Consider the following 14,385-nt stretch of genomic DNA (forward strand, 5'->3'; position numbering starts at 1 on the left):
GGCCTTGCCGTTGAGTTTTTCATGTTTGTCGATTCCCACTGCCATCTGACCTTTCCTGAGCTGACGGCCGAGTTGCCCGCCATCCGCCGTGCCATGGCCGAAGCCCAGGTCGACCGCGCGCTGTGCATCTGCACCACGCTCGAAGAGTTTGAATCCGTCCATGCGCTGGCCCTGCAGCATGACAATTTCTGGTGCACCGTGGGTGTGCACCCCGACAACGAAGGTGTGCTCGAGCCCAGTCTGGACGACCTGCTGCAGCGGGCGGCACTGCCGCGGGTGGTGGGCATCGGCGAGACCGGGCTCGACTACTACCGCCTGGGCGAACGCACCGTGGCCGACATGGCCTGGCAGCGCGAGCGCTTTCGCACCCACATCCGGGCGGCACAGGCCTGCGCCAAGCCCCTGGTGATCCACACCCGCAGCGCCTCGGACGACACCCTGGCCTTGCTGCGCGAAATGGGCGAGGACGGGCGTGAAGGCGCGGCCGGCGGCGTGTTCCATTGCTTCACCGAAAGCCTGCAGGTGGCCCGGGCAGCGCTGGATCTGGGCTTTTACATCTCGTTTTCCGGCATCCTGACCTTCAAGAGTGCCAGCGACCTGCGCGAGGTGGCCGGTTTTGTGCCGCTGGATCGCATGCTGATCGAAACCGACAGCCCCTACCTGGCCCCGGTGCCTTACCGTGGCAAGACCAACAACCCCTCGTACGTGCCCCATGTGGCGGCCCAGATCGGGCAGCTGCGCGGCCTGAGTGCCGAGGCCGTGGGCGCACAGACCAGTGCCAATTTCGAGCGCCTGTTCCGTGGCGTGATGAGCCCAGCCACCGGGAGCGCCGCATGAACCTCCATCGTCGCCAATGCCTGCTCGCCCTGGGGGCCAGCGCCGGTTTGACCTTGCTGGGCCAGAGTGCCCATGCGGGCTCTTTCGAAGACTTTTTCACGGCCATCCGGCGCAATGACGCCAGCACGCTCCAGGCCCTGATACGGCGGGGCTTCGACCCCAACACGGTGGACGAAACCGGCCAGCCCGGCCTGATGATGGCGGTGGACCTGCAATCGGTGCGTGCGGTCGAGGCCCTGTTGAGTGCGCCCAACATCCAGGCCGAGGTGCGCAACAAGAAAGGCGAGAGTGCGCTCATGCTGTGCGCCATCCGCGGCGATCTGACGGTGGCCAAGCTGCTGATCGAGCACGACGCCGACGTCAACAAGACCGGCTGGACACCGCTGCACTACGCGGCCTCCGGCACCTCGCCCAACCAGGTCGAGATGGTGCGCCTGCTGCTGGACAACTCAGCCTACATCGATGCGGCCTCGCCCAATGGCAGCACGCCGCTGATGATGGCGGCCATGTACGGGCGCAGCGATGTGCTCAAGGTGCTGATCGAGGAGGGGGCCGATGCCTCGCTGCGCAATGAGAAGGGCCTCACGGCCATCGACTTTGCCCAGCAGGTGGGGCGCACCGCCAACGTCGAGGCGATTGCCTCGGCCCTGCGAGCCCGCCAGCCCAAGGGCACCTGGTGAGCGCCGAGACGACCCAAGCCACAGCCCTGGCGGCGTTTGACCATGTGGTGGCAGCCTCATCCGGCTTCAGGGCCCGGGAGGGACAGCGTCACATGGCCGAACTGGTGGCCCAAACCTTCAGCACGCCCACACTGGGCAAGTGCGAGGACGAGCCTGAGCGCGCCTTTGCCGTGATCGAGGCCGGTACCGGCGTGGGCAAATCGATTGCCTATGCGGCCCCCGCCATTGCCGCGGCCCTGGCGCGCAAGACCCGCGTCATCATCTCGACCGCCACCGTGGCCTTGCAAGAGCAGTTGGTGCACAAAGACCTGCCCCTGCTCAGCCAGCTGATGCCCGAGCCCTTCACCCACGCCCTGGCCAAGGGCCGCGGGCGCTACGTCTGCAAATACAAGCTGATGCGCTGGGTGAACGGCGAGGGTGAGCCGGATCTGTTTGCCGACGAGCTGCCGGCGGGCACAGCCCCGAGCGCCTCGAGCAACGGGCGTGCGCCGACCGAGTACCAGCTTCATTTCTACCGCCAGATGGCCACCGAGTTGAAGGATCGCCGCTGGGATGGCGACCGTGACACCCTGGCTGTGCCGCCCAGCCCCGAAATGTGGAGCCCGGTGGCCGCCGAGGCCAGCAGCTGCACCGCCAAGCATTGCCCCGACTACCAGGACTGCGTCTATTTCGACCAGCGCAAGGCCCTGGCCGCCTCGCAGGTGATCGTGGCCAACCACGACCTGCTGCTGGCCACGCTCAACGGCAACACGCTGCCCGATCTGTCGGACTGCCTGCTGGTGCTGGACGAAGGCCACCACCTGCCCGCCGTGGCCTTGAACCATTTCCAGGAAAGCACCGACCTGACACGGCTGCGCTGGGTGGAGCAACTGGCGCTGCGCGCCCGCAAGACGGCCGAGATGCTCGACCTGGATGCGGCGGCCGAACTGACAGGGCAGGGCAGTGCGCTCAAAGCCCACCTCAATGAGGTGGCTCAGCAGGCCCTGGCCCTGTACCGCCCCAAGGGCCTGAGCGACGAGCCGGTGGAACTGCTGCCCATCGGGCCCTTGCCCGGCGTGCTGAGCAACCCGGTCAGCGAGGTGCTGACGATTTCGGGCGCCATGCTCAAACACCTGCAGGCCATCTCGGCCGCCCTGCGCACCCAGATGAAGGAGCGCCCCGAAGACTCGCGCGAGCTGGCCACGCATTACGTCCAGCTGGGGGTGCTGGCCCCGCGCCTGGAGGCCGTGCAGGCCTGGGCCGCGCTGATGTTGCTGGAGACCGAGGTGCCCGCCGCGCGCTGGTTCACCTTTGGGCTGTATGGCGAATTCCTGTCGATCACCGCCTCGGCCAGCCCCATCCTGCCCGCCAGCGCCTTGCGCCACAAACTGTGGGCCAAGGCGCGCGGCGTGGTGATCACCTCGGCCACCCTGACCAGTTGCGGCAGTTTTGACTTCTTCCTCAACGAAACCGGCCTGCGCGGGCTGGACAACGTCAGCACCCGGGTGGTCAGCAGCCCCTTCGACTTTGCCCGACAGGGGCATTTTGTGGCGGTGGACACCCCAGCCGACCCCAAGCGGGCTGGCGAGTACAACCAGGCCATGTGCAAGGAGTTGATGGCCGACCTGGCCCAGGTGCAGGCCGGCGCGCTGGTGCTGTTCACCTCGCGCGACCAGATGCGCACCGCCGTGGACAGCCTGACCGGCAGCCTGCGCAGCCGGGTGCTGGTGCAAAACGACCTGCCGCGCCAGACCTTGTTGCAGCGCCACCGCGAAAAGGTGGAGCGCGGTGACGCCTCCATCATCTTCGGCATGCAGTCCTTCGGCGAAGGGCTGGATCTGCCGGGGCGGCTGTGCGAGAGCGTGTTCATCTGCAAGCTGCCCTTTGCACCGCCCTCGGATCCGGTGAGCTCGGCACGCTCCCAGTGGTTGCGCTCCAAGGGGCGCGACCCCTTCATGGAGCTGGTGGTGCCTGCCGTGAGCATCCGCCTGGCCCAGTGGGTGGGCCGGGCCATCCGCAGCGAAACCGACGAGGCTCATGTGTATTGCTACGACCGGCGCCTGATCAGCACCAGCTTTGGCCAGCGCCTGCTGGCGGGGCTTCCGCCGTTCAAGCGGCAAAAGCGCAACAGCCAGGGGCAGGTTTTCGATCTTTGAGGCGAGCCAGGCGAGGGGAGGGCAGGGGGCTCAGACCGGCAGAGCCGTGACGCGTTCCGCCAACTGCCGCTCGAAGGCCTCGATCGGCACCGGCCGCCCGAACAGGTAACCCTGGTAGGCCATGCAACCCGACTGGCGCAGAAACTCGAACTGGGCAGGGGTTTCCACTCCCTCGGCAATCACTTCCAGGCCCAGGTTGCGGCCCATCGCGATGATGGTCTTGATCAGCGTGGCGTCGTCGGTGTTGCCCGGCAGGTCGGAGATGAAGCTGCGGTCGATCTTGAGTTCATCGAGCGGAAAGTGCTTGAGCATCGACAAAGAGGAGTAGCCGGTGCCGAAGTCGTCGATCGACAGCGACAGCCCCATGGCGTGCAGGGCCTGCAGTTTGGCGATCAGTTCATCGCTTCTGCGCAGCATCAGGCCTTCGGTCAACTCCAGCCGCAACAACGCGGGGGGGCAGCCTGTGGTGTCGAGGCAGCGCGCCACCGACTCGATGAAGTCGCTCTTCTCGACCTGGCGCGCACTGACGTTGATCGACAGCCGCAGCGCCTGCATGCCGGGCTGGGATTGCCAGGTGCGCAACTGACGGCATGCGGTCAACATGACCCATTCACCGATCTCGCAGATCAGGCTCGACTCCTCGGCGATCGGGATGAAGTCGGCCGGAGACACCCAGCCCCGGCAGGGATGGCGCCAGCGCAGCAGCAATTCGGCGCCCAGCACCTCGCCCTGCCCATCCACCTGAAGCTGGTAATACGCCACCAGCGCCGATTGAGCGATGGCGTGGCGCAGGTCGGCCTCCAGATTGGCCCGGGCCTCGAGTTGGGGTTGCAGCGTCTGGTCGTAGAAGCAGACGGTGTTGCGCCCCGCCTGCTTGGCCTGGTACATGGCCATGTCGGCCCGTTTCAGGACCTCATTGACGCCCAGATCATGGGCATGGAACAGGCAGACCCCCAGGCTGGGCGAGGTCTGGTAGTCGTAGCCTGAGATGTCAAAGGGCTTGTTCAGCTCAGCGATGATCTTGTTCGACACCTGGCGGCAGGCCAGCACTGCGGCCTCTGGGCTGTCGCCCAGGCCCTGCAGAACCACCACGAACTCATCGCCGCCAAAGCGCGACACGGTGTCGTGGCTGCGCACCATCTCGCGCAGGCGGGTACCCACCAGTTTGAGCAGCAAATCCCCCGCCGAATGCCCCTTCATGTCGTTGAGGGTCTTGAAGCGATCCAGGTCCAGAAACACCACCGCACCGTGGTCCTGTTGGCGACTGCTCAGGGCAAAGGCCTGTTCGATCCGGTCGAGCAGCAGGCGCCGATTGGGCAGGCCGGTGAGCATGTCGTAATAGGCCAATTGGTGCACGGCCTCGAGGTTCTTCTGGGCCTCGGTCTTGTCGACCACCAGCGCGGCGGCGGCAATGATGCGGCCGTCAATGTCTTTCAGCGGCGTGGCGTACCAGTCGCAGATGATGATCTGGCCATCCTTGCGCAGGTTTTCACTCTGGTTGTTCTGCGCCATGCCGTCCATGAACAGATGACGCATCACCAACGCCGAGCGTTCACGCTCCCACGGGGGCATCACAAGCGAGAGTGATTGCCCCAGCATCTCTTGGGCGCTGTAGCCGAACATGGCCTCGGCAGCCGCATTCCAGACCGTGACCCGGAAGAAGGTGTCGCATTCCACCACCCCCATGGGCGTTTGCTGGATGTGCAGGGCCTGGCGTTCGGCCATCTCGTGAACCGCCTGGGACCGTTGGTTGGCCAGGATCCGCAAGCTGATGTTTTCACGCAGGTGGTGCGACATCGAGGCACTTGAGAGGCTGATGTAGCCCATGAACAAGGCCAGCATCAGCGCGAGCGAAATCGAGAACGAACTGCCGTGGGCCAAAAAGCCTGGCAGTGCCAACAAGTAGATACCAGCGCAAAACAGGCGCCCACAAGGCGGGTCGATCAGGTAGGCCATGATGCCGCCGCTGGAAACCCCGACCAGGATCACCACCAGAAACGCCTGGCTCACCGTGTCTCCACCCGGGTAGAACAGCCACCCAGACAAGCCCCAGACGGCACCGCAAGCCGCAGTGGACACGCGGTACGCAAGCAACCAGTTTGCGCCACCGGCCTCGGCAGCCAGGCGGCTCCGGAAACTGCGTGCGAGCAGTTCACGCGCGCCATAACTCAGCACGGCCAAACCAGCCCAGGCCCACCACGGGGCCAGCAGCGCATATTGATGTTGAAGCGTCAGGATCGTCGTCGCCACCAGCAAGGCCACCAAGGTGCTGCGCCGCGTCGAGCCATACACCAGGGTCAACACCTCTTCATTCAGCAGGCGGGTTTCCTGCTGGGTGAGGGTGGATGCCCCTTCGGGGCGCGCGGGCGTCTGGAGGTTCACAGGGCGCGTTCCTCTTCAGAGCAAGCAAGCTTGCCCCCCGTTACCGCAATCGCTGGACCGAGCCTGATCGGCATGAGGTTACCAATTTGTATCAATGTAGATTGATCATAAATGACACTTTAAAAAACAGCCATGCGATGGGCTGCTGTGTCGCGCAATAAGTCCGATTTCGAAGGTCACGCCACACGGTACAGGTCGGGGAGCATCGATCTAGCGCTTTGAAGCCCTCCTTGTGTGACGTGGCGGCAGCAAACGACGGTATCACGCAATAACGTATGTATTCATACATACAACATGCGATCATGTATGTTTTATTTTATAGATCGCGATAAGCATCACTTATCAATGGTATTTTGCCGCTGACGCCCAGAGGATCGAATGCAGTGGTGAGCACCACCCAAATGGGCTCGAAAGCCAGCGTTTCGGCGTCTGGTGAAGAGGCAAATGCGTTCCCAAGAACAAAGGCCAAACACTCGCAAGTGCGAAGATCCATACAGGATCCGACAAGCCTGCCGCACGGGCATTGCACTGCACGGCAGGGGTTGATGGGGTCAGTTTGTTGCGATCCCAGCTTGGAACAGCAGGCCTCATCCCAGGCGGCAGGCGAATGACCGACCCACCTCGGATGCTCGGCCAGCCTCCACCGTTACCCCAAGAAGGGGCACTCCCAGCGCTTGGGAACCGAGCTTCTGTTGGCCTCAGCGAATTTCCACGATGCACGCGAGCCGCAGAAATGGCGGCAAGGAATCACAGCACTGAGATCGCACCGAAGCAGGAGAGCGTGCATGGTGTCAGCTCAGCCCACCAGCTTGTTCGCCCACCGCCGATCACACAACGCCCTGGATGAACAGGCACCTGGCGGCACCGCCAACTGTTGGCTGTTTGCCGGCCAAAGGATCTGCAGTGCCCGATCCGCGGCAGCAGGCCCGTTAGTCCAGAGGCAGAAATGGCGGCAGGGCCCAAACGCTTGGGCCAAGGGCCATCTGCGGGAGCGGGCGCAAATCCAAGAAGAATGCGGACCGGGCAGGCCTGCCAGTCGATCTCCTTGGATTGCAATGAGATTTGACATAATATACATTGTATAAAGCAACTGCATTCAGTTCAGAAGCCGGAACCACTCAACCCTGGGCCTTTTCAACGCTTCACGCCCCCAAGCAGCCCCGACGCACAGCGCATCAGACAAGCAGGTCTGAACAGCCTTGCATGGCCCGATGGCAGTTCGTTTCAAATCCTGAAGCACCCACAGTCCTAGGGTTAACCCTAGAATACGCCGCTTGGGCTGTGCAAGGCGGCCCATTCTGTTCCAAGCGCAGGTCGCCATCGTGGTCTGCGTGCGTGTGGCCATCCACCCCAGGCCCCTGAACAGCTGAGACTCTGCCACACGACCTGCGGCCTTCACAACGCATTGTTGCCGCACTGGCAACCCATTCGAGCTTTTCATGACTTCCACTGCCCAGAGTGTGGCGCCGCAGGCACCGCACCGAACTCTCAATCGCCATGACTACCAGACCCTTGCGCTGTCCGCGCTGGGGGGCACGCTGGAGTTCTATGACTTTGTGATCTACGTCTTTTTTGCCACGGTGTTGGGAGGCCTGTTCTTCCCGGCCGACATGCCCGATTGGCTGCGTCAGCTGCAAACCTTCGGCATCTTTGCGGCCGGCTACCTGGCGCGTCCTGTGGGCGGCATCGTGATCGCACACTTTGGCGACAAGCTGGGGCGCAAACGCATGTTCACGCTGAGCATCTTCATGATGGCGCTGCCCACGCTGGTGATCGGCCTGTTGCCCACCTATGCCTCGATCGGAGTGGCGGCGCCTTTGCTGCTGCTGGCCATGCGGGTCTTGCAGGGGGCGGCCATTGGTGGCGAAATGCCGGGCGCCTGGGTGTTTGTGGCTGAACACGTGCCCCAGCGCCACTATGGCCTGGGCATCGGCACGCTCACCTCGGGCATCACCGGCGGCATCTTGTTGGGTTCGCTGGTGGCCATCGGCATCAACAGCCACTACGAAGCGCCCGAGGTACAGGGCTTTGCCTGGCGCATTCCGTTCATCCTCGGGGGCGTCTTTGGCATGGTGTCGGTCTACTTGCGGCGCTTTCTGCAGGAAACCCCGATCTTCAAAGAGCTGGAGCAACTGCGCCACATCGCCGATGAACTGCCCGTCAAGACCGTGTTGCGCGAGCACCGCTGGGCCTGCGTGATCGTGGCCCTGCTGACCTGGGTGCTGTCGGCCGCGATTGTGGTAGTGGTGCTGTTCACCCCCACTTACCTGCAAAAAGTTCACCACATCCCGGTGACCCTGGCGCTCGAGGCCAACGCCCTGGCCACCTTGATGCTGACCCTGGGTTGCATTCTGGTGGGCTGGGCCAGCGATCGACTGGGCACCCGGGCCGTGATGCTGGTCGGCTTTGGCGGCTTGCTGATCAGCAGCTATCTGTTCTACACCGACCTGCCCGGCACGCCCGCTTCACTGATGTGGCATTACGGCGTCACCGGCCTGTTTGTGGGCGTCATTGCCATCGTGCCCATCGTCGGGGTGCGCGCCTTTCCGCCTCGGGTGCGGTTCAGTGGCCTCTCATTTGCCTACAACATGGCCTATGCCGTGTTCGGTGGCCTGACGCCGATCATCATCACCACCTGGTTGCAAAAAGACGTGCTGGCCCCGGCGCATTACGTGGGCGCGCTGTCGGTGCTTGGGTTTGTGCTGGGTCTGGTGCCTTTCGTGGCCCGGGGGCACGTCAGCCCGGCCCAGGCGGCAGGCACCGCCCAATCGCGCTGAAATGCCCCGCCCTGCCCCGGCGTCACGCGGGCGGCAGTGGCGGGTGCTTCTGGGCGTTCTTGATCAGCTTGTCGGCCACGGCCTGCTCCAGGTCGATGCCCGTGTGGTCGGCCAGTTGCAGCAGATACAGCAACACATCGGCCATCTCTTCGCCCAGATGCTGCTGCACGGCGGGTGTGTCGCGGGTGCGGGCCGCCTCATCGGGCGTCATCCATTGAAAGATCTCGGTCAGCTCGGCCGCCTCGACCATCAAGGCCATGGCCAGGTTCTTGGGGTTGTGAAAGGGTTGCCAGGCGCGGTCGGCGGCAAACTGGCGCAACGTGGCCTGCAGGGCAGACAGATCCATCTTGAAATCCTTGAATGCGGGGCCAGCAGCCCCGGCCGGGATTTTCACCTCTCACTTACCCCTGAAATCCAAAGTGGCAACGCCGGCCGCTCTTGCGGGCCTCCCTCGCAGTGGGTCCAATCAGGCCTTTAACCCATCCGTCGGCAGGCCCTCCAAGGGACCGAAGCCCAACACCGGAAACCCCATGACCACCCTCTCCTCTTTCCCCATCACCCACAAATGGCCTGCCCAACACCCGGATCGGCTGCAGCTGTATTCACTGCCCACGCCCAATGGCGTCAAGGTGTCGATCATGCTGGAAGAGATCGGCCTGCCCTACGAACCCCATCTGGTGAGCTTTCAGACCCAGGATCAGCTGTCGCCCGAATTCCTCTCGCTCAACCCGAACAACAAGATCCCGGCCATCCTCGACCCCCAGGGCCCGGGTGGCCAGCCCCTGGCCTTGTTCGAATCGGGGGCCATCCTGGTGTACCTGGCCGAAAAGACCGGGCAGTTGTTGCCCGCGGATCCCGCGCGTCGCTACCAGACCTTGCAGTGGCTGATGTTCCAGATGGGCGGCATCGGCCCCATGTTTGGCCAGTTGGGCTTCTTCCACAAATTTGCCGGCAAGGACTACGAGGACAAGCGCCCGCGCGACCGCTACGTGGCCGAATCCCGGCGCCTGCTCACGGTGCTGGAGCAGCAGCTGCAGGGCCGGGCCTGGATCATGGGCGACGACTACAGCATTGCCGACATCGCCATCTGGCCCTGGGTGCGCAATCTGTTTGGTTTCTACGAGGCGGGCGACCTGGTGGGCCAGGCCGACTTTGTGCAGGTTCAGCGCGTGTTGGCTGCATTCGGGGCTCGACCGGCTGTGCAACGTGGCCTGAACATACCCACTCGTGACTGATCGACTTGATTGCAGTTTTGATCTGATGAAACGCATGCGATCAGGGTTTATCCACCCTCACAAGTGACATATTCAAGCCAGAATGATCTGCCGTTTCTGTTGAATATGCTGATTTTGCAGGAGTGAGCTCAGCCGACGTGGCTCAAGCGGTTTACATTTCAGCCTCGCCGGAGCAGCGTCGGCACAACTCGGTGTTGTGAACAATCCAGTCACTGCGGCGGACCCAGTGGCTTCCCTAGAGACTTTCATGCGAATCAATGAACCCGTCACACAGCGCGAGCACCTCTACCCGCCCCACATGACCCCGGTGTCGGTCACCGACCCCAAAGGGCGCATCACCTATTGCAATCAGGATTTCATCGAGCTGAGCGGCTTCGCCAAAGAGGAACTGCTGGGCCAAGCCCACAACCTGGTGCGCCACCCCGACATGCCCGCCGAGGCTTTCCGCGACATGTGGGCCACGGTGCAGCAAGGCCAGCCCTGGACCGGGCTGGTCAAGAACCGGCGCAAGAACGGCGACCACTACTGGGTGCGGGCCAATGCCACGCCCATGCGCGATGGCCAACGCATCACGGGCTTTCTTTCCGTCCGAACGGCCCCTCGCCGTGAAGAAATCGATGCCGCCGAAGCGCTTTACGCCACCATGCGCGAAGAGGCCCGACAAGGCCATCTGCGCCATGTGCTGGATCAGGGGGCCGTGCTGCGCACCGGCCTGGCAGGTCGTTGGCAGCAGGCCACTCGCCTGCTCGTCCCGCTGCGACTCAGCGCTCTTTACGCCGCCGTGGCGGGTGCCACCTGGGCATGTGCCGCGTTCGGCGCGCCGACCGGCCTCACCGCGGCGGTGGGCCTGCTCGGGTCACTGGCGGCTGGCTACCTCACCCATGCCTGGAGTGTGGCCCCCCTGCGCCAGGTCATGAGCGACGCCAACCGCCTGGCCTCGGGTGACCTCTCCGAAGAGATCAAGACCGGTGCCCCGGGTGTGCTGGGCCAGTTGCAACAAAGCCTGCACCAGTTGTCGGTCAACCTGCGCACCGTGGTGCGCGATGTGCGCCAACAGGTCGACTACCTGGGCGACGCCGTGCGCGAGGTGGCCGCGGGCAACCATGACCTGTCCACCCGCACCGAATCCCAGGCCGCCAGCCTGGAAAAGACCGCTGCGGCGATGGAAGAAATCAACAGCATGGTCAGCCAGAGCGCCGCCGCGGCCGCCCAGGGCGCCCACCTGGCCACCGAAACCTCGCACGTCACCGAGCGCAGCAACCAGGCCGTGCAATCGGTGGCCCAGACCATGACGGGCATCACCGACTCATCCCACAAGATCGGTGAAATCATCCACCTGATCGAAGGGGTGGCTTTTCAGACCAACATCCTGGCCCTGAACGCGGCCGTCGAAGCAGCCCGGGCCGGTGAGAGTGGCCGCGGCTTTGCCGTGGTGGCCTCTGAGGTGCGTGCCCTGGCGCAACGCACGGCGGGCGCTGCCAAGGAGATCCGCCAGTTGATCATCGAATCCTCCGAGCGCATCGACAGCGGCAGCCAGCAGACCCAGGATGCCCGGGGGCGCATGGACGAGGCCCTGGCGGCGGTGGGCAAGGTCAGCATGGTGTTGCACGAAATCAGCCACTCGGCTGCCGAGCAGCAAGGCGGTATCGCGCAGATCAACTCGGCCGTGGCCGATATGGACTCGATCACCCAGCAGAATGCGGCCCTGGTGGAGCAACTGGCCGCGGCCGCCAAGGCCTTGCACATCGAGGTCGACGAGGTCAGTCATTCGATGCGCCTGTTCCGTCTGGCCCATGGCGAAGCCTCCATCGCCGACCTGGACGCGGTGGCCTTGCGGCGGGAAATGAAGCAACTGCCGGTGGCCTGAGCGCTCTCACACAACACCAGGCACCTGCCCACGCCAGGCACGCAGACCGCAGCAGGACAGGCTCAGAAGCTCTCCCAATCCGATTCCGGGCTGGCAGAGCCGCTTTGCGTTTGGGCCGCAGGGCGATGACCCGAGGCCGGCGGGCTTGCGGGGCTGGCGAGTTTCAGGGCGGGCTTGGACTCCTCGGCGGCCACCCGTGGCGCAGCACCCACGTGCTGGCCAGAGCCGCCCTGCGCCGTCGTACCTTGAGGCGATGACACGGTCGGTGTCCGGGCTCCGTTCCAGGCGGGGGCACCGCCCTCCAACTTGAAAAGTGAAACCACCTGCACCAGGTCTTCTGCCTGTGTGCGCAGGCTGCTTGCCGCCGCCGCCATTTCCTCAACCAGGGCGGCATTCTGTTGCGTCGCCTGATCCATCTGCGTCACCGCTTCGCCCACCTGGGCCACGCCAGCACTCTGCTCGGCGCTGGCGGTGCTGATCTCACCCACCACCGAACTGACCCGCCGGATCGCTTCCACCACTTCCTGCATCGTCTGGCCGGCCTGGTTGACCTGCTCGCTGCCCTGCTCCACCCGTTCGACGCTGGCGGTGATCAGGGTCTTGATCTCCTTGGCTGCCTCGGCGCTGCGCTGGGCCAGGCTGCGCACCTCGGCGGCCACCACGGCAAAGCCGCGGCCTTGCTCACCGGCCCGAGCCGCTTCAACCGCTGCGTTCAAGGCCAGGATGTTGGTTTGGAAAGCGATGCCGTCGATCACCCCGATGATGTCGGCGATTCGACGCGAACTGTCGTTGATGCCCTGCATGGTATGCACCACCTCGGCCACCACGGCACCGCCTCGGCTCGCCACCTGACTGGCATGGACGGCCAGATCGCTGGCCGTGCGTCCATGGGCAGCGTTCTGACTCACGGTCGAGCCCAGTTGCTCCATCGACGAAGCGGTCTCTTCCAGCGAGCTGGCCTGGCTCTCTGTGCGGGCGTTGAGATCCTGATTGCCCTCGGCAATCTGGGCGCTGGCACTGGCCACGCTCTGGGCATTGTCGCGAACGGTGCGCACCACTTTGGTCAGGCCCAGACCGATGCGATTGATGGCCTCCTGGAGCAGGCCCACCTCATCGCGGCGGTGGACGGTCAGGCTCACGGTGAGGTCGCCATGGGCGATGCGATCGGCGGCATGTGCCACCTCGTCCAGGGGACGCACCACCAGCTTGCGGAACATCAACCAGCCTGCCAGCGAGATCAGCAACACGATGGTCAGGCCCAGGCCGCAATAGAGATTGCGGGTGTGCACGACCTCGGCAGAGAACTCATCGCTGTAGGTGCCCCCGGCCACCACCCAGTCCCATTCCTTGAGGAAGGTGAACGCCACCACCTTCTCGCGCGCCTGTGTCTCGCCAAGCTCTGTGTTGATCCAGGGATAGCGCATCACGCCATTCTTGCGTTCCAGCATGTCACGGATGAAAGGATGGCCGTCGGCATCCTTTGCATCGAGCATGTTATTGCCCTCTTTGGCCGGGTGGATCACCAGCTTGCCTTGGTTGGGGCCTGGGCGGGCGTCAAGCACATAGTAGTAGCCCGTTTCCCCGATCTTCAAGTCACGGATGGTCTTCTTCAGAATGCCAAGATAGTCAGTGAAGTCCTGAGCCACGAAGGTCAAGCCCACCAATTTGCCATCGCTGCCGTGCAGCGGGTCGTAGCGCGTCATGTATTGGCGGCCAAACAGTGCAATCAGGCCCACATACGGCTGATCCTGCAAGCCCAGCTGATAGGCCGGGTGCTGATGATCCAGCACCGTGCCGGTGGCACGCTGCTCCTGCTCGTTTTTGAGCGAGGTACTGATCCGCACAAAATCCTCACCGCTCTTGACGAACACCGTGGTCGAGCTCTTGGTCAACTGCGAGAACTCGTCGACCAGGTTGGTGTCGGTGTTGAGCGAGCGCCCCTGCCAGGCCAGCACCGGCACCGCCTTGCCGCCCATGTCGACGGTCTCCCCCGTGAGGGTGACCCGCTTTTCCAGGCGGGCATTGAAGGCCTTGCCCAATTCGGAGGTCCGCAGACGCAGGTCAGCGTCCGTGGCGCGCACCAGGTTGGTCAGCAGTTCGGTGCGGTCGTGCACCTCCTGGGTGGCACGCTGCTCGATCGAGCGGGCTGCCGACCAGGTGATGGCACCGATCAGGCCGGTGAGCACCACGAGAACCAGCAGGAAATTGCTCAGGGACAGACGCGTCCCCAGGCTCATCGTACGCCTGGAAGCGTGCGTATCAGTCATCATTAAACTCCGGTCAGGTGCCCCGGTCCCGTCATTCAGGGACCGGATCACCTTGCATACAAGATACAAATTCAAACAGATGGGAGTGTGTCTTGCTTCGATTTCCGCGCTTTTGATGCTGGTCAAGTTTGTGGCAGGCCATGAAAAAGCCCGGCCTGACGAGGTCGTCAGCCGGGCTTGAGGGCCAGGGCGAAGCCCCTGGCCT

Annotated in this window: 9 protein-coding genes; 6 read left to right on the forward strand and 3 right to left on the reverse strand. The window is 63.9% G+C overall.

Going from position 1 to position 14,385, the window contains the following annotated elements; all coding sequences use genetic code 11:
* Nucleotides 1–21 precede the first annotated feature (21 nt).
* From L880_RS0103605 to dinG, 3 genes are read left to right on the forward strand one after another with little or no spacing between them, the layout of a single operon-like run.
* Nucleotides 22–837, forward strand: coding sequence for a TatD family hydrolase (locus tag L880_RS0103605; RefSeq protein ID WP_027474506.1), 816 nt, complete (start codon nt 22–24; stop codon nt 835–837).
* Entirely contained in the window at nt 834–1,517 is a 684-nt protein-coding gene (locus L880_RS0103610; RefSeq protein WP_027474507.1) for an ankyrin repeat domain-containing protein, read from the forward strand. The genes L880_RS0103605 and L880_RS0103610 overlap by 4 nt, the downstream gene beginning before the upstream one ends.
* Nucleotides 1,514–3,652, forward strand: coding sequence for an ATP-dependent DNA helicase DinG (gene dinG / locus L880_RS0103615; RefSeq protein WP_027474508.1), 2,139 nt, complete (start codon nt 1,514–1,516; stop codon nt 3,650–3,652). Before L880_RS0103610 ends, dinG begins: the two co-directional genes overlap by 4 nt.
* Before the next feature lie 30 nt (nt 3,653–3,682).
* Here the strand turns inward: dinG and L880_RS31485 are convergent, their stop codons facing one another.
* Nucleotides 3,683–6,034, reverse strand: coding sequence for a putative bifunctional diguanylate cyclase/phosphodiesterase (locus L880_RS31485; protein WP_051443028.1), 2,352 nt, complete (start codon nt 6,032–6,034; stop codon nt 3,683–3,685).
* A gap of 1,439 nt (nt 6,035–7,473) precedes the next feature.
* Between L880_RS31485 and L880_RS0103625 the strand changes: the two genes are divergently transcribed.
* Nucleotides 7,474–8,811, forward strand: a complete 1,338-nt coding sequence (locus tag L880_RS0103625; RefSeq protein ID WP_027474509.1) for an MFS transporter — start codon at nt 7,474–7,476, stop codon at nt 8,809–8,811.
* 22 nt (nt 8,812–8,833) lie between these two features.
* On the opposite strand, the gene L880_RS0103630 is transcribed toward L880_RS0103625, so the two are convergent.
* Nucleotides 8,834–9,157 (reverse strand): nucleotide pyrophosphohydrolase, encoded by a 324-nt coding sequence (locus L880_RS0103630; protein ID WP_027474510.1) that lies wholly within the window; start codon nt 9,155–9,157, stop codon nt 8,834–8,836.
* Nucleotides 9,158–9,341: 184 nt separating this feature from the next.
* Between L880_RS0103630 and L880_RS0103635 the strand changes: the two genes are divergently transcribed.
* Both L880_RS0103635 and L880_RS0103640 read left to right on the forward strand, forming a co-directional pair.
* Nucleotides 9,342–10,046, forward strand: a complete 705-nt coding sequence (locus tag L880_RS0103635) for a glutathione S-transferase N-terminal domain-containing protein (RefSeq protein WP_027474511.1) — start codon at nt 9,342–9,344, stop codon at nt 10,044–10,046.
* 247 nt (nt 10,047–10,293) lie between these two features.
* On the forward strand, nt 10,294–11,913 hold the full coding sequence (locus L880_RS0103640; RefSeq protein WP_043328402.1) for a methyl-accepting chemotaxis protein: 1,620 nt from the start codon (nt 10,294–10,296) through the stop codon (nt 11,911–11,913).
* Between the two features lie 62 nt (nt 11,914–11,975).
* On the opposite strand, the gene L880_RS36620 is transcribed toward L880_RS0103640, so the two are convergent.
* Nucleotides 11,976–14,150 carry a methyl-accepting chemotaxis protein gene (locus L880_RS36620; RefSeq protein ID WP_027474513.1) on the reverse strand — a complete coding sequence of 725 codons (2,175 nt, stop codon included), beginning with the start codon at nt 14,148–14,150 and terminating at the stop codon, nt 11,976–11,978.
* Between the last annotated feature and the right edge of the window lie 235 nt (nt 14,151–14,385).

The organism is Curvibacter gracilis ATCC BAA-807, assembly GCF_000518645.1.
GTDB classification, from domain to species: Bacteria; Pseudomonadota; Gammaproteobacteria; order Burkholderiales; family Burkholderiaceae_C; genus Curvibacter; species Curvibacter gracilis.

Coding starts and splice junctions, on each gene's coding strand:
- L880_RS0103605 (WP_027474506.1), top strand. CDS start 22: ATGTTTGTCGATTCCCACTGCCATCTGACCTTTCCTGAGCTGACGGCC.
- L880_RS0103610 (WP_027474507.1), top strand. CDS start 834: ATGAACCTCCATCGTCGCCAATGCCTGCTCGCCCTGGGGGCCAGCGCC.
- L880_RS0103625 (WP_027474509.1), top strand. CDS start 7,474: ATGACTTCCACTGCCCAGAGTGTGGCGCCGCAGGCACCGCACCGAACT.
- L880_RS0103630 (WP_027474510.1), bottom strand. CDS start 9,157: ATGGATCTGTCTGCCCTGCAGGCCACGTTGCGCCAGTTTGCCGCCGAC.
- L880_RS0103635 (WP_027474511.1), top strand. CDS start 9,342: ATGACCACCCTCTCCTCTTTCCCCATCACCCACAAATGGCCTGCCCAA.
- L880_RS0103640 (WP_043328402.1), top strand. CDS start 10,294: ATGCGAATCAATGAACCCGTCACACAGCGCGAGCACCTCTACCCGCCC.
- L880_RS36620 (WP_027474513.1), bottom strand. CDS start 14,150: ATGAGCCTGGGGACGCGTCTGTCCCTGAGCAATTTCCTGCTGGTTCTC.